Source organism: Microbacterium enclense, from assembly GCA_038182865.1.
GTDB classification, from domain to species: Bacteria; Actinomycetota; Actinomycetes; order Actinomycetales; family Microbacteriaceae; genus Microbacterium; species Microbacterium enclense_B.
In genome coordinates, this window is sequence record CP116226.1 from 2,640,073 (window position 1) to 2,658,574 (window position 18,502).

Annotated in this window: 15 protein-coding genes; 3 read left to right on the plus strand and 12 right to left on the minus strand. The window is 60.9% G+C overall.

What is annotated here, in order from left to right:
• Positions 1-40 precede the first annotated feature (40 nt).
• Positions 41-664, minus strand: coding sequence for a hypothetical protein (locus PIR02_12410; protein ID WZH35576.1), 624 nt, complete (start codon positions 662-664; stop codon positions 41-43).
• A 64-nt stretch (positions 665-728) separates the two neighbouring features.
• Entirely contained in the window at positions 729-4,874 is a 4,146-nt protein-coding gene (locus PIR02_12415) for a DUF5695 domain-containing protein (protein ID WZH35577.1), read from the minus strand.
• Between the two features lie 412 nt (positions 4,875-5,286).
• On the opposite strand from PIR02_12415, the gene PIR02_12420 reads away from it, so the two are divergent.
• Both PIR02_12420 and PIR02_12425 read left to right on the plus strand, forming a co-directional pair.
• Complete coding sequence (locus tag PIR02_12420) at positions 5,287-5,718, plus strand: hypothetical protein (protein ID WZH35578.1); 432 nt, start codon at positions 5,287-5,289, stop codon at positions 5,716-5,718.
• 148 nt (positions 5,719-5,866) lie between these two features.
• Positions 5,867-6,154 carry a helix-turn-helix domain-containing protein gene (locus tag PIR02_12425; GenBank protein WZH35579.1) on the plus strand — a complete coding sequence of 96 codons (288 nt, stop codon included), beginning with the start codon at positions 5,867-5,869 and terminating at the stop codon, positions 6,152-6,154.
• A gap of 168 nt (positions 6,155-6,322) precedes the next feature.
• On the opposite strand, the gene PIR02_12430 is transcribed toward PIR02_12425, so the two are convergent.
• The 5 genes from PIR02_12430 to PIR02_12450 form a co-directional block, all read right to left on the minus strand.
• On the minus strand, positions 6,323-7,273 hold the full coding sequence (locus PIR02_12430) for a hypothetical protein (protein ID WZH35580.1): 951 nt from the start codon (positions 7,271-7,273) through the stop codon (positions 6,323-6,325).
• A gap of 80 nt (positions 7,274-7,353) precedes the next feature.
• Complete coding sequence (locus PIR02_12435) at positions 7,354-8,448, minus strand: hypothetical protein (protein WZH35581.1); 1,095 nt, start codon at positions 8,446-8,448, stop codon at positions 7,354-7,356.
• A gap of 233 nt (positions 8,449-8,681) precedes the next feature.
• Entirely contained in the window at positions 8,682-9,833 is a 1,152-nt protein-coding gene (locus PIR02_12440; GenBank protein WZH35582.1) for a DUF262 domain-containing protein, read from the minus strand.
• A gap of 8 nt (positions 9,834-9,841) precedes the next feature.
• A complete protein-coding gene (locus PIR02_12445) occupies positions 9,842-10,771 on the minus strand; it encodes a hypothetical protein (protein ID WZH35583.1) in 930 nt (309 codons plus the stop codon).
• A gap of 4 nt (positions 10,772-10,775) precedes the next feature.
• Positions 10,776-12,443, minus strand: a complete 1,668-nt coding sequence (locus PIR02_12450; protein WZH35584.1) for an N-6 DNA methylase — start codon at positions 12,441-12,443, stop codon at positions 10,776-10,778.
• Positions 12,444-12,552: 109 nt separating this feature from the next.
• Here PIR02_12450 and PIR02_12455 point away from each other — a divergent pair, with 109 nt between their 5' ends.
• On the plus strand, positions 12,553-12,810 hold the full coding sequence (locus PIR02_12455; protein ID WZH35585.1) for a hypothetical protein: 258 nt from the start codon (positions 12,553-12,555) through the stop codon (positions 12,808-12,810).
• Positions 12,811-13,640: 830 nt separating this feature from the next.
• Here the strand turns inward: PIR02_12455 and PIR02_12460 are convergent.
• The 5 genes from PIR02_12460 to PIR02_12480 all read right to left on the minus strand — a co-directional run bounded on the left by PIR02_12460 (position 13,641) and on the right by PIR02_12480 (position 17,395).
• The gene (locus tag PIR02_12460; protein ID WZH35586.1) at positions 13,641-14,243 is read right to left on the minus strand and encodes a hypothetical protein; all 603 of its coding nucleotides are present in this window, start codon (positions 14,241-14,243) and stop codon (positions 13,641-13,643) included.
• Positions 14,244-15,147: 904 nt separating this feature from the next.
• A complete protein-coding gene (locus tag PIR02_12465; protein WZH35587.1) occupies positions 15,148-15,654 on the minus strand; it encodes a DUF3846 domain-containing protein in 507 nt (168 codons plus the stop codon).
• A gap of 171 nt (positions 15,655-15,825) precedes the next feature.
• Positions 15,826-16,173 carry a hypothetical protein gene (locus PIR02_12470; protein ID WZH35588.1) on the minus strand — a complete coding sequence of 116 codons (348 nt, stop codon included), beginning with the start codon at positions 16,171-16,173 and terminating at the stop codon, positions 15,826-15,828.
• Between the two features lie 297 nt (positions 16,174-16,470).
• Positions 16,471-16,830 (minus strand): hypothetical protein, encoded by a 360-nt coding sequence (locus tag PIR02_12475; protein WZH35589.1) that lies wholly within the window; start codon positions 16,828-16,830, stop codon positions 16,471-16,473.
• Positions 16,831-17,035: 205 nt separating this feature from the next.
• Positions 17,036-17,395, minus strand: a complete 360-nt coding sequence (locus PIR02_12480; protein WZH35590.1) for a hypothetical protein — start codon at positions 17,393-17,395, stop codon at positions 17,036-17,038.
• Positions 17,396-18,502: the final 1,107 nt, after the last annotated feature.

Here is an 18,502-nt window from a genome sequence, read left to right on the forward strand (position 1 = left end):
CGTCCCGGCTGTTCGGGTAGCCGGGACGGACGGGGGAGAGTCACTCGAACAGGGACAAGGTGATCGTGGAGGAGTACTGACCCGCGGTGACCGTTGCGGGCACGCGCAGGGTCAGGTCAGCTGTTGCGGTTGAGGTGGCGCCGCCGGCAGGTAGGGCGTTGGCATCGTTGAGGTACAGCAGCTCTTGATCTTTCAGCCCGCGCCCCGGCTCGCTCCCATCCGTCCCTTGCAGGACCCCGTCAACATCACCGCCGATGGAGATGGCCTCGTCGTCGCCGGTCACGAGGCGGGGGCTCCACCCGAGGTATTTCGCTTCGATGACCCCTCCGTTGCTCGCGGCGAAGTCACTCGCCGAGCCCAACACCGACCAGTGAGACCCGTCGGGGATCTGGTCAGCACTACGGGTGTCGGTCACCGTTACCTGCGGTAGCACCCCCGTGAACTGCCGAGCGTCGCCGGTTGAGCCTTGCTCGGTCAATGTTGCACGGCCTGGCGCGACGGTCATGACAAGGGTGCCCGGCCCTTCTTGGGCCTCTACCACGACGTCTACGCCGATCTGGCCTTCGTCAACGGGGTCGGCAGCGACGGCGGCGACGGCCGCTCCGCCTGTCGTCATGATCGCTGCGGCCAAGACCGCAAGTCCAAGACGGGTGGTGTTCTTCATATTCTTCTTTCGGGTAGGGAGAGAAGGGTGAGAGCGAATGGCCTCGCCCCCACCCCTCTCCTAGTCAGTTCTGTGCGTTGTAGGAGACCTCGGCGCTCGAGGTGACCGTTTTACCGTCGACGGTCGCCGTCGCCGTCACCGTTGCTGTGCCGGCCGGGATAGAGGAGCGCGTCGAGTTGATGGACACGCTCACCTTCTGCCCCGGCTGAACCGTTGTGAACGACTTCTTGCCGTACGCGGTGACGACGTCCACCTTGACCGGAACTGTCGAGCGGTTGACCGTGTTCACCGTGACGTACGCCTTGCCGCCTACCTTGCGGGTGGATGCGGTCGCCTCCAGTCGCAGCGGCGACAGGGTTCCGTCGATCTCGAAGGAGTCGAAGTCGCCGAGAAGGTAGGGATCGGGGAACTGCGACTTGCCGAGATAGTTGGATGTTGTACGGCCCAGATCCTTCGGAGCCAGCGACATCGCCGCGTTCTGGCCCACTTGAGCACCGTTCGCGAAAATGGTTCCGGTCGTCGTGCCGTCCTGATTGCGCTGGAAGGTCAACTTCACATCGACCCACGTGTTGGCGGGGAACACGTAGTCGGTGGTGATCTGTGTTTCCGCACCGTTGCCGTTCTTCGAGATCGCGAAGCCAAGGTTGCCGTTCGGCAGCTTCGGCGTCAGGAACATGTACTTCTGCGTGTCGCTTCCGAAATCGAAGATGCGATCGAACATGCCCGTCCGGCCCAGCCTGACTCGCATGGAGATTGCCAGGGCGTCCTGCGATCGCGAGAGAATGTCGGCCGGCAACTGCGCGTACGAACCGTTGGATCCGTCCAGGCGAAGGATCGTGGCGTTGCCGTCCTTTGCGGTCGCCGCCGTGCCCTTCAACGCAAGCGCGTTGTTGTTGCCCGACGTGTCAGGAACGCTTCCATTCGAGGACGAGTCGAAGGTATAGGTCACCCAGTCCGCCGGAAGCGGCTGAAGCGGGTCAACCGTCACCTTGACAGTGTCCGTCGAGGACAACGATCCGTCCGACCCCGTCAGCGTAAAGACGTAGGTTCCCGCGACATTCACGCTGACGCCGGTACGTGCCGAATCAGCATTCGTGAAGGTGACATTTGCGCCCGAGGGCACGGTCGTCGCCGTCCAACGCGCTGCCAGCGTCCCGTTGGGGGAGCCGAGACCATCATCCGAGAGAGTGCCGTTCAGGTTGATGGCGTCCAGACCCAGCTTGAGTCCTGACTGGTCCGGGCCGGCGTCCACCGTCGGTGCCTTGTTCGCGTCGGGCGCTGCCGAGACGAGCTGGACGATGTACGACTGCCCAGCCGGGGCCTGGAAGTTCACCGTCAGCGGTGACGCCAGAGCGGTACCGGCGGGCGTGTAGTTGTTGACCTTGCCTTGAGCCTGACCATTCACCACTACGGCGTAGGAGCCCTGAGCGAGTCCCTTGACCTCGACGCTGCCCGAGTGAGCGGCGCCCGTGACGTTGCGCATCGTCAGACGCAGGTCACTGTTGTTCTTCGCAACGATTGCCTCGGTGTACTGGTCGTTGTTGAGGTCAACCGACAGTTGCTGGGTCACCATGTTCAGCCGTCGCTGGAGGCCATCACGCGGGATGACCGTCGTCGAGTACTGATCCTCCGTGGTGTTTGCGGAATATGCGACCTTCCCGAAGATCGGGTCATCGGTGATCACGTCAGCGCTGAGAGTCTGCAGCGCTCCCCAGATCCCGAGGTCGCTTTCACCGGTCATTCCGCGCCAGCCGTTCAGCAGCTGCACGTTCTGTCCGCCCCCCACACCCAGGGTGCCGAGGTTGCCTCGTTCGGCTTGATACGTCCATGCGGAGGCGCCGATGTTGGCGGGGTGGTCGCTGATCTGACCGGAGTTGATGGTCGCCAACATGGCGACCTTTCCTCCGTAGTTCAGTCGCTGCATCTCAGCACGGCGCGCGGCCGAGACGGCGTTGCTCCCCGTCTCGAGGGCTGCGGTGTTGTTGATGTAATCGTCCAGGGTGTATCCGGCCAGTGAGGCGCTGTACTGGAACTGCCACCAATTCTCACCGGTGATCGTGACGGGGTTGCTGTAGCCGAACCAGACCGGCTGGCGTCCACGGGCTGCCTCGGTCTTTGCGACGATGTCACGCATCATCCGGAGGCCGTTGGCGGTGTCCCCGTTCAGATTCAGCTTCGCGAGGGTATAGACGGCCTCCTCGCCGGTGTTGTCATAGCTGTATTCCGACCCGTAGGGGTACTTGTTCGAGGAGAAGTTGGAGTACTTCGTCGCCATTTTCGCTTCGACGTCGTTGGCCTCCGTATTCAGCCCCTCTGCGCGGAGGGCGCGGATGAGATCCGGTGTCGTCAGTTCGCCCATCAAGCCCGTGTGCCAGTTGTAGGCGACGGGGCCGTCGTAGAGCTCTTTGAAGATGCCGTAGGTGGTCTGCAGGTACCACTTAGGGGTGTGCGCGTACGAGATCAAGTTGGGGTTCTGCTTGGCGATCTTGTACATGCTGAAGAAGGTGTTGTAGACGTGCGGGTACGCGTATCCGCGGTACGCCGGCGTGGTGTTGGCGCTGCCAGGCTTTCCCTGTTCCCAGAAGTCGTACACGGTGTACTTCGGGGCGGCATTTGCGTCGGTGTTTCCCATGAGCGTCTGCCATACAGCGACGTCGAGGTACTTGTTCAGGGCTTCGACCTGTGATGCGACGGGAAGGGCAACGAGCTTCTCGGCCAGGAACTCGCCGTGGGGGAGACCCCAGTCATCGCCCAGACCCCAGTAGCCGCCGTAGGAGTTCCGCCGACCCTGCGGCGGGTTGGAAGACGTGGGGACGGCCCCGTCAGAGGCGTTCATCATCCAGTCGTCGAACGTGTAAAGACGCACGTCACCGGCGGGGAGGTTATCCGCGGGTGTCCACTGGGTCTTCGTTGTCATGAAGTTGGCGTGAGCGTCCAGGAGGTCGGCGACCTTGTCGACGACGTAGAACTGCAGGACGCCTTCCCTAGGCTGGCCCGAGGGCGTGTTCCACTTCACAGTCAGATGGTTAGCACCGAGTTGTGTGCGATCGAAGCCGACTCGGTAAATCTTGTAATCGCCGTTCGTGCGGTCCGCCGCGACAGACGGATTGGTAGGCGACGCACCCTTCAGATCGTTGAGGTTGCGAGCTGTCACCGACGTGATCGTGCCCTTGACGCGTAGGGCGACGTCTGCGGTCTGATCGAAGGGCACGATCATTCCGGGAACGACCGTGGAGTCCAAGCTGTTTTGCGCGAAGAGCGTGTCCTTCAGCTGCTGGTCATCGTTCACCTTCGCGATGCGCATGGAGTAACTCTTCGTCGCGTTCGGCTCGATCGCGGTGCTCGTGGACCCGAGATACCCGCGGTTTGTCTTCTGAATGGCCGCGGAGTGCGCGTAGTAGACGTTAAGGCCCTTGATGTTGGAGCCTTCCTGCGCCTGGTTCCACGCCCAGCTTGTGTTGCCGACCTCTTCGGTCCGCCACCGGTCCTGGTACTCGAAGCCCATGCCGGAATCGGTGTCAGGCGCCAGCATCACAAACGGCCCCTGACCGCTGGGACGCTCGAGGGTGACGTACGAGCCGTTCTTCCCAACGTACGAGTGAGTCACGGCGCGCTGTTCGTAGATCTCGCCGCCGCTGTTCCACAGCTCATTACCGGGGATGGGAACGCCCCAGTCGCCGATGACCAGCCGGGTGCCGGAAGTGTTCTTGACATCCTGTTTCCAGAGGAGCGATCCGTCCTCGGCGAGGGAGAACGTCTGGGTCACAGTGAACCCATTCACTCCCTCCGCGTTGGTTGAGGTGCCGTAAACGACCTTCACCTCGTTCGCCGTGGCCGTGACCGTGCGCGAGTCGGCGGACTGAGTCGTCCATGCGGTCTTCCACGGATTGCTCCCAACGCCCGCCTGCGATACAGCACCCGTGCCGTTCGCGTAGGAGAACATCAGATTCCCAAGCCACTGCTTGTACTTGCTGTTCGGCTCGTTGCCCTGATCGGGTGCGACATCCGGGTTCATCACGTACTCGGTGTCAAACAAGTCACCAGCCAGCTTCAGCGACTGGATGCTGCCATCAGCACCGAAACCGACCTTCAACTTGTCGGATTGCAGGGTGTAGGGCGTGGAGACAGCAGCCCACGCGGGAGTTGAGATGGCAGTCAGGCTAGCGGCCGCGATCACCGCGACCGTGCCGATCGATGCCAGGAGGTTCATCCTCGAACGTTGCTTCATTGGGTTCCTTGAGGGGCACTTGATTTCATCGATGAAATACGCCGGTTAAAAAGTGGCATGCACAGCGTATGCGTAAGCCATTATCAGGTCAATCAAAAAATGGGGATCTCCTCGAGCCCTCATCGTTCCGCTTGCCGGCTCCGCCCTGCATTGTGTTCTTCGATGAAACGTCTCGCCCTCGCTGTGTCGCGGTCGTCAGGACGCGCCATGCGACCTTCCGCACCTTCCAGTCACGGAGCTCGAGCGCGCCGTTGCTCGGGAAGTGCGCGGGCTGGCGCTTGATTTTGGCTTCGCCGCCGATATGAGGCGCCACGTGCGTGATGCGCTCACCGTGCAGGAGCAGGGGGAGCGGAGGGCGCGAGCCCGGCTGGCTGCATAGCTGAAGAAGCTCGAAGTGCAGGAGTCGAATCTGCTCGACATCGCTACTGATGGAGCACTCGCCGCGGGTGCAGTCGAAGCTCGGCTGCGTAGTCTCGCAGTGCAACGCCGGACTATCGTCGACAAACTCGCTCGCTCAGATGAACAGATCCAGCGTCACGCGGACGTGGTCTTGGCGTACCTCGACCTGCTCGAGCGCCCTTACAGCTTCTACGTCTCCGCATCCGAACCGATCAAGCGGCGCATCCTCGAGGCCTTCTTCTCAGTCCTTTGGATCGAGGATGAGTCTCATCAGGTGCGCGCTCAGGGCCAGGTCCACGAGCCCATCGCTCGGATCCAAGCTGCAGCAGCCGAATGGGCAGCCACAAACGCAAAGAGCGCCAGCGATACCGCTGACGCTCTGGACTCCGCCCCGAGTAACTACTATGTCGGTAATTTGTTCGAGTAAGGCAAGTTTGGTGGCCCCAATGGAAGCGTTCGCGAACAATTCACGACCCCTGTCGGCGCTCCGCGAGGCACTGCGAAACGGTGAGATTCGTCGTGCTCTGCGAGGACGAATCCGTGAGCATGTGCCCGGAACGCGTTCCCTCCGCCAGATGACCCCCGTGCTGCTCGAACAAGTGATGGCGGACTACCGCACAGGCCTCAGCGTCTACGCCATCGCGGACAAGTATGGGATCCACCGCCAGACAGTCACCAACCATCTGGTTGAAGCCGGCGTCACGCTCCGCCGAACCATCACGAACGCGGAGCGGCAGCGGGCGAGGGAACTCTACGACTCAGGCGCGTACATCAAGGACATCGCCAAGGTCCTCCGCCGCAACCCAGCGACTATCGCGAAGATTGTTCGCAGCGCTCGAACGGTGACACAATCGCTGCCCTAGTAAGGCATCGTGAGATCATCGTTGTCTAGGACCCACCGACCACGACAAACAACTAAAGGTCAGCTTCTCCACGGACTCCGCGGCGGTCTCGTAACGGCTCAAGAGGATTGAAGGAACAGAGTGTTGGCCGTTTCGCCCTACGACGAGATTTGGTTCGCCGCGTGCACTTCAGCGAAACGGGGTCTCACTCTTGAGAACTGGAAGATCGGGGTAGCCGTTGAACTCAAGGAACTCGCGTAGAGCGTCCACCGATTCGTCGCCGAGAGGACTCGGTCCAATATGTACTGCGCGTATTGGCAGCCTGCGGGCAGGGTGTGTGACAAATCGATCGTTAGCCGCACGTTGGTTCTCGCCGTCTGCTGGCGAAACTTCGATGTAGGGAGTGAGCCCGAACCGCGTCGATCGGTGTTTCACGAACTTCCACCTGGGATTGACCTCGAACACCAAGCGAGCTTCACGCTCGTCGACAAAAGCCGGATTCTTGAGTTGCAACAAATCAATGCCTCCGAGATTTGCCCAAGGAAGCAGCGTATCGGAGAGAGGATGTGGCTCTCGGCGGGCTAGGTCGGCGATACGCTCGACACGCTTCAACGCGGTAGTTGAGTCGTACTGGACTGGCCACCAGCCGTCAGACTCAATCCTCACCTCGTCAGGATCAGGGCCATAGATGGGTTCACCCTCATCGTCCTCATCGATCTCATCACGCTTCCAAGATGCGGGCGGGAAGGGATGACGGTCAGCCGAAGCTTGCGCGACTGGCAAAAAATTCACACTGGCGTCTAACTCGATCGCATAAGAGACAGACGATCCGTAGCCCCTCCACACCGTCAACAGATCAGGTTGCAGCGCAGCGCAGAGGAGGAACGCCTCAAGTCCGTTGCGCTCGGCGTATTGCATTAGTTGGTCGAAACGAAGCGCCTGGTCATGGTCGAGCGTCTCGCGCGCGACGAGGCCCGCCTGCTTCAACGTCGCGGTTGCGTGCTTTGGCTCCTGGGAGTCGTTCATGAATCGGTGAGAAGTTGCCCAGAAGACGCGGTTAGTGACAATACTCCGAAGGCCCTCCGCGTCCGTATAGTGCCAAACGAGTTCCGGCTTCTTCATTGCATCCTCCTCTGTCATACGTGGTTGCTAGCCGCGGAAGCCCAAACTGCCTTCTTGCACAAATGACAGGAAGATCCAGCTAGCTCCGCCCATTCCGGTCATTCCCCGGCTCGAACCATCAGGGCGAATCGAACAGACTCGTCAGGGTGCGCCTGGGCCCAACACGCAGCGAGAACAGTCAGAACGTGTGGTCTGCCGTACGCGTCACCGAGACGGTTGACCCAGTCGTGCGCGTCCTCGCCCTCTAGTTCGTCGAGCTTTCGCTGAAGCTCCGCAGAATCGACGTGCAGAGCTCCAGCCAGTGCGACGGGATCGTTCTTGAGCGTCCTGAAGAGTTCATCGGGATCATCTGTTTCAGGCAGGAAATGAAGCGGCCACTGACCGTCAATCGGGCGGTCAGACATCTTCCCTCGTTGATCACCGTCAGGCACAACAGCGAACACCAACTCGGCCTTAGGGGGCCGGGGAAGACTACTGCGTAGACGCGTCATGAACCCATTGCCGTCGCCCCAGACAAGCGAGGTGGTTTTGGACAGCGATCGGTCACCCTGATCGAGCAGGGCACGGCATAGATACCAGGCCGACTCGTCCTCGACAAACAGAACGCGCTCGATAGGCGGTCGGGCGAGCAGAGTATCGGCAACCGCCAGGTCGTCACGGGAATGATAAGCGTCAGTCGAGCCGCTCTCACCCATGCGTAGGAGGAGGAAGGCGCCGTGGTCGACGGCCGAAGCGATCATCTCTTCCGAGTGCGTTGAGATCACCATCCGCCAACCGCGTTTCTGGCAGATCGCCAGAAGTCGCGATAGAAGAGCTTCGACACCGACTGGGGGGAGATATGCGTCTGGCTCGTCGAGCAGCAGAGTGAGATTCTTTTGGTCCTTGAACTGCTCGAGAATCCAGAGGAGGAAGTGAACCGAGAACTCGCCAAGCCCCATCTCCAACGCATCGTATGTGACGCCGGCATAGCTCACCGTGAAGTACGGCGTCAGCGGATCGTCATCGGGGTCGCGGCCCCATCGGAATTTCGCTGCGATTTCCTCCCCCTCGGGCCCGACGTCAAGCGCGTACCATTCGACCGAGTCATAGCCGCGGCCTACTACCCGTCGCACGTCGTCTAGCCGTTTGTCGTCTGGGCCGATCAAGCCCAGCTCGTCTTTCATCTCGTCGAGGTTGTTGAGCGACCTGAGCACGATGAGAGCCTGCTCACACAAGTGATGAAGGTCCAGATAAACTGCCGCCTCGCCGAGGCTTACAGCGATAGAACGAAGCAAACGTGACTTACCGGAACCGTTTCGTCCGCCAAGGACAGTACAAGGGCGCGATAGATCAATGGCGCTGGCGGCCCCGATCGGGAAGAGGTTCGGGGCCGCGTTGGTGTATGCAGCTTGAAGATCGCGCCAAACTCGGAGCTCGTCGGCTCGCCTCATACTGACGTATCCCCATCAATGATCGGGTTCCCCCAGTCCTCCTGCTCAATAAAGGCCGACACAGATCCTTGAACAAAGTTGGACGGGCTCTCCTCAAGCTGCTGGATCAAGCTGTCCGACATTCGCTTCGGCCGCGTATCAAACTCGTGCACAGAAACGAGATGGATCACGAGGTCTCGAATCAGAACAGAGGAGACGTCGGTCACTCGATACGACGCACGATCATCGTAAAGCGCAACAAGTGGGCCGAGGAAGTCGGTACTGCGGTCGGCACGCGCCTCGAAACGGAGCTCCTCGAACCGAGCAAGGAGATCATCGGGAATCAATCCCGTATCAATGGGAGCCCACGCACAATAGACCAACCAGGTCTGCAACGTGCCCTTGTTGAATCGGACGCGATTCTTCGTCGTGTCGATCAACCTAAGTAGTTGCGCCGCCGCAGATCGGACCCCAGATATAGTTGTCTCCGCGAACGCGCCGCTCCTGTACTGGGCCTCGACCACGTTGTTGTTAATATGGCGGCGCATGTCGTCGATCTCGAGAGCCACGCACGCACGCGCGATGACGTCATCGTAGGCAAGTCGACTGTTGCTGAAGCCGATCCGCTCCTTGGTCAGAAGTCCGCTCTGTTTGAGGTCCTCGACCAACTCCTTGACTTGGTCGCGAGCTTCTCCGTGCAGAGCGTTGCGCTTCTCCGGGGGTGTGAGGTTGTAAGACTGGTTGAGTCGAAAGAAGAGCTCATTCGGCTCTTGTGGCTCGTAGTCATCCAGCTTGATCACAGAGATCGAGAAGCCGTTCACGGCGCGGCGAACTTCGGCGGGGAGCTTCTCGTACGTCAAGCCGTCGAGCCGCCGTATTCGCTCGTCGGGAGGCTCCGTCGACCCATTCACCCTGATCTTGTTCGCGAAGAAGTCGCGGATAGCAGCTAGCCGCTGCTGTCCGTCCAACACAACATCCTCGCCTTCCGAATCCACGACCACGTGAATCGCAGGTACATACCACGCGCGCAGGATGGTGTCGATCAGACGTTGCCGGCGCGGAGTGTCCCAAATCTCATCGCGCTGAAAGTCAGGCTGGAGATCAAGCTCGCCCTCGCGGATTCGGCGCACAAGCGACTCAAGATCAGGATCTGTCTTCGTTAGCCTCACGGATCTCCTTAGAAGAGTTTGGACGCATCGATGTCGTCGATCTTGGAAGCTTCCGCCGCGAAGGAGCTGGGGATCACTGGCTCAGGCACTCGATTGTTATGCGACTCCATGACGTCGGAGATCTCGGCAGCGATCAGGTCGAGCACGTTGTCTAGGCTCGTCACCCGCTCCGAGACACCCCGCGATATTGAGGCGGCGACGTACCCATCACCCGCCGAGTTCTTCATAAAGCCGTAGATGCCAACGCCGTCGAGGTATGTGGCTGTCAGGGCCTGCGCATCTTGGATCATCTTCGCAAATTCTTCGGGTGTCGATAGCCGCGCAGCCCAGAGCGTGTAGACAAGAGGAGGAGCCTTACGACGCCACTGATCCCAGTGCTGGATGCGAGTATTCTCCTGCTGTCGATAGAGCTTCAGGTCAGTGGCCTGAAACTTCAATTCCTTGCGACGGTTGCTCCAATCTGCACGTCCCTTGCGATCCGGTGTGGAACCAAAGCCTGGCGCACCGGTCAATTTGGCTTCGCAGCAGATGAGGGGGTCTTGCAGCGCCTTGCCCGGGCGCGCCGGCCAAGCGATGTCGATCTGATGCAGCTGGGAGAAACCCTGAACGTTGCTTCGAGATGCGAGTGGGCTCGAGGTCTTGTTGCTCAAGATCAGAGTGATGATTTCCGAGAAGAAGTTGCCTTTGCTCCGATAGATTCCCTCGCCACCCTCAGAACCTTTCTTGAGCTTGCTCCCTGACGCCGCGCGCGGCGTGACCTGCTCGACGCGGTACGTATCGATCGTCCAGAGCAGATCTAGAAAGTCAGACTCGACCTCCCGGAAGCTCTTGACGAGCTGATCCTGGATACGGTCCCGGAGCGTTTCCACCTTGTCCCAAGGATTGCCCACGAGCGCTTCTACGCGCGCTTGATCATTGGGATCAGCAGATGAAGCCATGGCCTCATTCTGCCCGACGGAGTCGCCGTTCTCTCCGTTGACGTGCCGCATCGAGCAGTAGCGCAATCTCATCTGTAGACAGACCCGCCCCAGCACCGAGTACAGCCTCGTCGACTCGCTTGGCGACTTCGGTCCATTGGCCGTTGCGAAGCTGAGTATCGAGCGAGCGTCGCTGCGGCTCGAGCGCTTGCCATGCCTTCGCCATCACCTCCGGTGACGGCAACGGAAGCAGAGCCGCCTCCCTGGGCTCCATTTTGAGGATTCCTCCACCGTAGGAACGTCCGTTGATTTCAGCGCCAAGCATGGTGACCGAGTTGAGGCACATGTAAGGGAGTGCGGCGGCGGCGATGGTCGGCGCCGACGCGTGCAAGCGGACGCCGTGCATCGAGTTGAGGAAACCAACCTTGGCGGAGTTCGTGATTAGCCGCGGGTAGTTGTGACTCATGTAGGTAAAGAAGAGATCGGGCGTTGCTGGCGCAGGCGGCCTCCACCAGGGCGTGCGAATCTGGCACTTGTACCCTTGGTCGATAGAAAGCGATTCACCGTAAGCGGTGTACGCAATCCGACCCTCTGATGTGTCAGTCGCCTCAGGCCTGAAGAGCCACACAGGCTCATCGGCATCACGAAGCTGGTTCCACTGCGCACGAGTGAACGCCGGGTTCCTAAGATGCCGCGTACCTGGCGGGCTGACCGCAACAAGCTGCGATTCAGACAGCTTGTACTGCAGACGCGTCGACTCTGAAATGACGAAGAACTTGTTAGCGCCCGTCACCGCACCAAGTTCGGATGTTCCGTACTCACTCAGCGGGCTGAATGAACGCGCCAGCACCTCGCGGTAGAGACCGCGCGCAGCCTTCGGCACGAGAATGTCCGTCCACTTACCCGACTCGGGCGGTGTGACGTTGAGTTGCATGTAAGGCCGCACCTTGGCAAGGTCATCGGCAGTCTCGACATGCCACAGCGAGAAGGAGTCGCAGCCTCCGCGCCCCTCTGCGAGCAAAAGCACCACGTCCGCGAGGGCGTCCTGAAACTGCAGTCGCTCAAACAGAACGAGGTTCACGCGCTCGAAGCGCGATCGCAGCCAGGCGCGAATTGGCTCAGCGTACCCAACAGTAAGAAGTTCCGCAGGCAACACCATCGCTAAGCGACCCTCGGGCTTCAGGAAGCCCGCCGCATGAGCAAGGCTCGCCGCCCACGACGACGCGAGCCCACTCAGGCGAACGCCCTGCTTAAGCGCGGCCTCGGCGCTGAGACGCCGGGACGTTCCAGTGTGCTCTTGGTACCGGATGAATGGCGGGTTGCCAATCACCGCGTCGAGGTAGGGCACTGGCGCATCCAGCACATCGGGCGTCTGCAACTCAAAGAAGTCCGAGGCAATCAGATGTGCTTCGAGGGACTCTTCCGCAAGGAGACGCTCCGCCTCGCCGAGGGATGCCGCGTGGAGATCGACACCGAATAGCTGGCTATCCAGGTCATCTGCCTGGCCGAGTGCACGAAGCCTCCGACCCGCGGCGAGCAAGAAGACGCCGTCACCACACGTGGGGTCCATGACCCTAGCGTTGGGATCGTCCTGGATCGCCCATGCAGCAAGATGCTCGGCGATCGGTTCTGGTGTGAAGAACGCCCCACGAGCCTTGCGCAAAGTCGCGCTGTCGCCGGGTAGGAGGTCCACGCTGGACACTCTACGGGGGGCCTCGGACGTTGATCGAGTCGGCACGCCGAATCGAACATAGTTACGGTAGAACTCCCTCACGATCGGGGTGCCGACGTACCCTGGACGCATGATCCAGGAGTTCTATGACGAGCACGGCAGACTGGAACCGGGGGTACGGCGGACAATCCAACACAACTCTGCAACCCCGAAGTTCGAAATCATCGCCACCCTCGATTCGTTGACCCCCGAACGCTGGCGCGTCAGGGTGACGTTATTCGGCGTGACTGTGATCAAGCTCGATCAGGCCTTCCCCTCCAAGCAAGCTGCAGGCGCCGCTGCGGAGGCCGCTCTGCAAGAGCGCTTGGTTGCAGTTTTCGCTAGCTGAAGGGTCGGCGTTACGACTCAGGTCGATGCAGCCCGCCCCAAGCAGCACTCTCGGCGCAAGCAGTCGTCACGGGGGTCGCGAAGTGCGGCTGATACGTGCTGTCGCCCCAGCAGGGTGGCCCTATGTCCAAGGGTTTGGCAGAGTTGCTCGCATGAGCACATCGACACCGGCATGTGGCGCTCGTAACGGCGACTTCGCTTGCTCGTTGCCTGCAGATCACGCGCGCCTACCCATTCCCGGCGCTGCCGAGCATGGGGTGCGGTGGCGAGACCAAAACGGCATCAAGTACACAGCGTGGTGGTCAGACGAGTTTGCGGACGTTCGGATCGAAGAGCGATAGACATCTCGCACTGTCTAAGTAGATCCGACGTCGAACTGGTATGTTTTGCGCCATGTTGGATCCCCGCCTGGTCGCAGCCTTCAAGGAGTCGTTGGTCGGCTGCCTTCCATCGGTAGCTGCAGCTGCGGGTACGGGCGACGCCGCCAACCGCGCTGCGCAGCAGTGGATGTTCGACCGTGCGGCCAAGGGCTTCGCGAGCACCGGCACCCCGATTCCCACCCTCCACGGTCCTCCGCGTACCAACGCAATCTATTCGAACCTCGGGGGTGGACCGAAACGTCAGGGCGGTCTCGGTATAGCTGGTGGCCGGATTGCCTTGAGCCGCACGGGTGGTCAGGCCTCCCTTGCCGCGGAGCTGACTGTGCCGTTTATCGCGATCGGGGCCAACATAGCGGCTGACACCGCGTGGCGTTACGGCAGGGCCGTGTGGCAGGACAGGCGCCGGGCGAAGCTCGCCACTCGTCCGCGAGACCGTGACGCCGCCGGCAGTTCATAAGAGCAATCCAGTTCCTCGTTGCCTGCACCGCATCGCCCGGGCAAAGCGCATCGCATCCTTTAGCTCTGCACCCTCGTCTCGCACAATGCTCCCTGTAATGCCGCACAGGTAGAGCGAGGTGATATGGAGAACGCTGGTCCAGTCGTAGGAAGGCTTGGACTCGGAAAATCCGCCGTTCTCGATCGGTGCCCAGTCGATGGCCAGTCGGGCGGTGGCATGAGTGAACTGAGATGCCTCCTGCCACATCTCATAGAGCGCAGGGCCTTTCGTCCTCTTCAAAGCGGCGACGAACGCCCGAGCTTCGTTGTCGATCGAGGAATCGACGACGCCAAGCATCGATACATCCAAGGTTGCGAGAAGTGGGTCAAGCTCAGCGTCGGCTCCCATCGCGGCCAGATGCGATACGCGGCGCGTGTCGAGCCGCTTTGCTTCCGCCACGAGGCTGGGCATCGCGGCGGAGCGATCCTCTAGCTCGTGCAGCCACACCAGGCGCCCGGAAAGCTCGGCCAGGGTTCGCGCGTTTGGTGATGCAGATCCGTCGAGACCGGTGCGAGCGAGGCAAAGCAGAGCAAGGATCTGGTGGTGCAGGGCACGCAACCAGCCCACCGCCAATTGCGTTGCGGGGGTTGCCGGGAGATCTTCGATCCGACACCGTAGGACTGCTTTTACCCTTGCTTCCAGTCGACGCACTGACAGTGGCCTTGGTTGAACGGATACACGCGACTCCGCCACGGCATTCACCTCCCCCGGGGACTTCTTCCCCTTATAGATAACGGGTAACCTCGCTCAGTGACCACCGTAGACCGCAAAAAATAGACAAGCGCGAAGGGCTAGCACTCGCCCAAGAAGGGCTACCCGTAGCCATAGCAGCTTGCTCCCCCGGACACCGCCGCCGAAAGAGACGGGCACAGCCCCGTTACTCGCGACTGTCGTAATGAACGCTAATTGCGTACCCCGTTTCGCATTCGAGGAACACCTGATGGGGACCCACGTAGTCCTTAATTGGGCCATCTTCGAACTGGAGGGCAGCGAAAGATATAGCCCAAGGATACGCACCCTCGAAGGCGATCGACCAAGCTGAATTCGACACGTAGCCTGGCGGCAACGCCCTTGGCTCATCGACGCCTGGGCGAATGGTTGGCGGCTCTGTCATCCATCGCCGCCAGTCCCAGTCATTGAGGATGAACCGCGTCACGTACGGCACCAGGCCCTCAGCGACCACTTGCATGGTGTCAGGTTCGTTGACGTCCGCTGTCACGCTCATCGTGCTAACTCCTCCTGCATCATCCGACAGGCATCGGGCGCTTGCTATGCCGGACGTGGCGCACCATTTGATGAGGGCGACCGTCGTCGTACAACCATCCCCCTGCCAAGCTGTCCACCGCAAGTTAGGCCGTCTGGCGGCATCGCCAGGGCCTCAGCGAGACCTACTCGTCTCGCTCGCAAGAGCCAAGAACGCCGACGGAAGAAGGGCGGTGGTTCGGATGACCACCGCCCTTCGTCAAGGTCGACTATTCACGTCACCGCTGCCGTCAACGCGCTCGATCCGCACCTCCAGCGCGGGTGACATCTCTTGCAGAAGCGCCGCCCAGACCATCGTTTCGACGTAATCGTCTCGGTCGATCGGCTCCTCGTGCCACCGGGTTTTGCCTTGCTCGCGCGTGCGGACTCGATAGATCCCCGGTTCGATCAGCCTGCTCCGGAGCTCCTCGGGTAGCTCGCCGTTCTCGCCCTCATCGTCGGTAAGTCCGACCACTGCGACGTCGCCGACGAGGCGGGCGTCGCTGGCCTGCGGGACGTGGAATCGCCATAGAAACGTGGCGCGCCGGTTGAACGGTAAGTCGCGGATGAGCCCCTCCTCGTTGACGTACATCGTGACGCCGAGGTCGGGGATGTCGACCGCTTCAATCCAGCCGCCGACGGCCCGCTGAAAGTCCTCAAGCGAATCCAACCTGACGGCTCTGAGCGATGCGGTGTTGTCTGCCGGGATGATGATGCCCTGCACCATGGTGGTGTTCCTCCTTTGTGCGTGCGACCGGGAACCGGGATGGTTCTCGTGGAATCGCAGAGCACCAACGAGGCACGTTCATCGCTCGCGGCGAGGGTGAGGCGGGCGGCCGGCGAGCAAGCGTCCGGATGAACGAAAGCTCGAGCCGACCGCCCGGGTGAGGTGGAGCCGTCAGGTGCCCTGGGGCTTCGGCGGCGTCCGCGGCGTCTTCGGCGCCGGTGTCGCGTCGAAGATAGCGGCGATGGCGTCGCGTTTGCCCGCTGCCTCGCGTTCGATCTCATCGCGGACGTCTTCTGCGCGGCGTTGGATGTGCGGATCAGTTCGGGCCTTGTCGATCCAGGCTTCGATGGCGAGGCGGACTTCGTCGGTGACAGTCCGGTCGTTGAGCTGGGCGATGATGTCCAGCTGGATGCGGGTGGACTCGTTGAGTCTGACCGCGAGGGGTTTGATAGGGCCGTAGCCGAGTCCGTTAGCGGACGAGACCGAGGCGGGCGGGGCGGTGGTGTTGGACTCGCTCATGGGCGGGTCACCTTCCTTGACGGGTGCGGCCCGAGAACTCGGATGGTTCTCTCCAAGACCGCATACCGGCAACGAAGCTATGGAGCGGGTGCCAGGACTGAACTGCAACACCCGCTGTCCCCAGTGAACGACAGAACATGCCCGAGGCCAACCGTCCGATCGAGCGGACTTTCTATCGAAGACCAGGCGCGGCGCGGCCGATATGAGTCGGCCGCCACCTAGGCCGCATTGTGCCAGCAAGCTGCGGAAGAGCCCGTGTTGCCCGACCGACCGGCGCGATTGCCGCGAAAGACCCGCTCAGCAGTCTTGCGGCAGAGGGAACGCTGGTTCGTTGTCGTTGATTTTCCCGTTCACATCGCCCACCGTGGCGATGGTGCATGGATCGAGGTTGAGCGTGTCACCGGCATAAAGGACGTCTGGCTCCAATGCGGTCGGGTCGAACCGCCGCACTTCGTTGAGCAGCGACAGTTCGCCGGAAATCAGGCAGAAACGTTCGGCAACCGCGATCTGGGAGTCATTCGCTGCGACGACGTAGGCAGCGGGTCTGCCCTCCTCGCCCGACGCAGCCGTTCCCATCGCGCCCGGCCGCGGACCGAGATCTCGCATACCTACAAACGATTCGGCCTCGATCCGTCCGGGGTTCGCGTGAGCCACCATGGTGCTATCAGGATCACAGCGGTCTCGACCCTGCGTGGTCGACGAGCCTTCACTCGACGGAGAAGCGGAATGAGTCGGCGGACTCGACTGCGTAGGCACCACCGACTCCGTGACGTCAACGCCATCCGACGATGTACAGCCTGCGAGTGCGCCGACGCTGAAGAGGATAACCAGGAGGGTCGGTGTCACTCTGGTGTGACGAAGCTTAGGAGACATTGAGACCGTCATAGCGCAACTCCATGACCCACCACGACGGAGCAACAAAGTTGGCCTGCGTCCGCAATCGGATATTCCTGCCCCCCGTCACGACCCCAATGCGGGCGAACCCCGGCATGACCCCGTAGGTCTTGTTGATCCAGTGGGCGCCGTACTGGGTGCCACCAGCGTCGAGCAGCCGCACGAACAACTGGGCGTGCTCCCAATACGCATCTCCTGGCAAAGTCACGCTTATGAGCCGAGCCTGGACGTTCCCCTTCATATAGCGGTACGTATCGAAGCCCTCTTCGTACCCACTGCCTTGCCACTGCTCGTTCTGTGCTGGAACACGGTACGTAGTCCACGCCATTATATTGCCTTTCTAGATGATCCGCTTTTGCCTGAGATTCGAACAGTTACGCCAGGCGAAAACTTTCGAGCTCACTGAAGTCACCGCCGCGAGCAGGAGCAAGGTGGTTCTTTATGAACGCGTTGTCCGGATCCTCAAGAACAGCACGCCGAACCGCAGAATTGCATCCATTCTCAAGAGAGTCAAGGATCCGACGCACCTCCTCTTCGTCATCCCGCGAATGCGCATTCAGCGCTGCCGTCGCCATGGCACTCTGCCAGTACATGAAGACTTCGGCGTACCCATTCCCTCGGCGCCACACCACGGGAACATCGTTCGGCATGAAATTCGGCGCGATGTTTTCCAGGCCAGATTTTGCAGGAAAATGCAAATCCGGGCGGGAGCGGGAAGGGGAATGCTGCCACCGCCTCAACATACTCCGCGTGGATGCCCTCCAGATCTGTCACTCCGGCACTGGGCATCGCCCGAAGGAACTCCTCAGAGCTTCGAAGCTCGGGCTCGGCACTGGTGTTCGCGTCAGCCGCGAATGCGGATCCGGTCGACAAACCGAGCATCCCGACACCACTAGCGACGCCTATCATCAGCGTGCGTCGAGAAACGGCACGCCCTCGCTTGTTGTGCATACTTTCCTCCATGACGTGAAGTGGATGGTCATTGATTGTTGCAAACATCCAGGTCAACAAATAATCCGGTAATAAAGCGCGAGTGATACGAGGCCGGCTAGCGCGACTACGCCGGACCACACACCGAGCATGGTTAGCCGCGCCGTGCGAGTATGAGAGAACCACGCGACAATGCATGTAGCTCCAAAGAGCGCGACGGATGGCAACAACGTGAGGACTGACTCCACTATCGCCCCGGGTAGGCGGGTTCCGGGTGGTATCGCCGGGTACGCAAGCGAAGCGGTCAGCACGAACGCATACAGGAGCAAGACGACGCCGGGCAGGATAGTGGCTACGACGCGTGATAGTGCAGAAGTACGCAAGTCGACGTACGCAAACAGACTGATAGCTGATACCGCGATTGACGCCAGAATCGCACCAATCAGCAAGACGCTCGCTGCCAGCCCGCTCGGGCAAGAGTGAAGCTGTTGCCAAAAAACTAGTC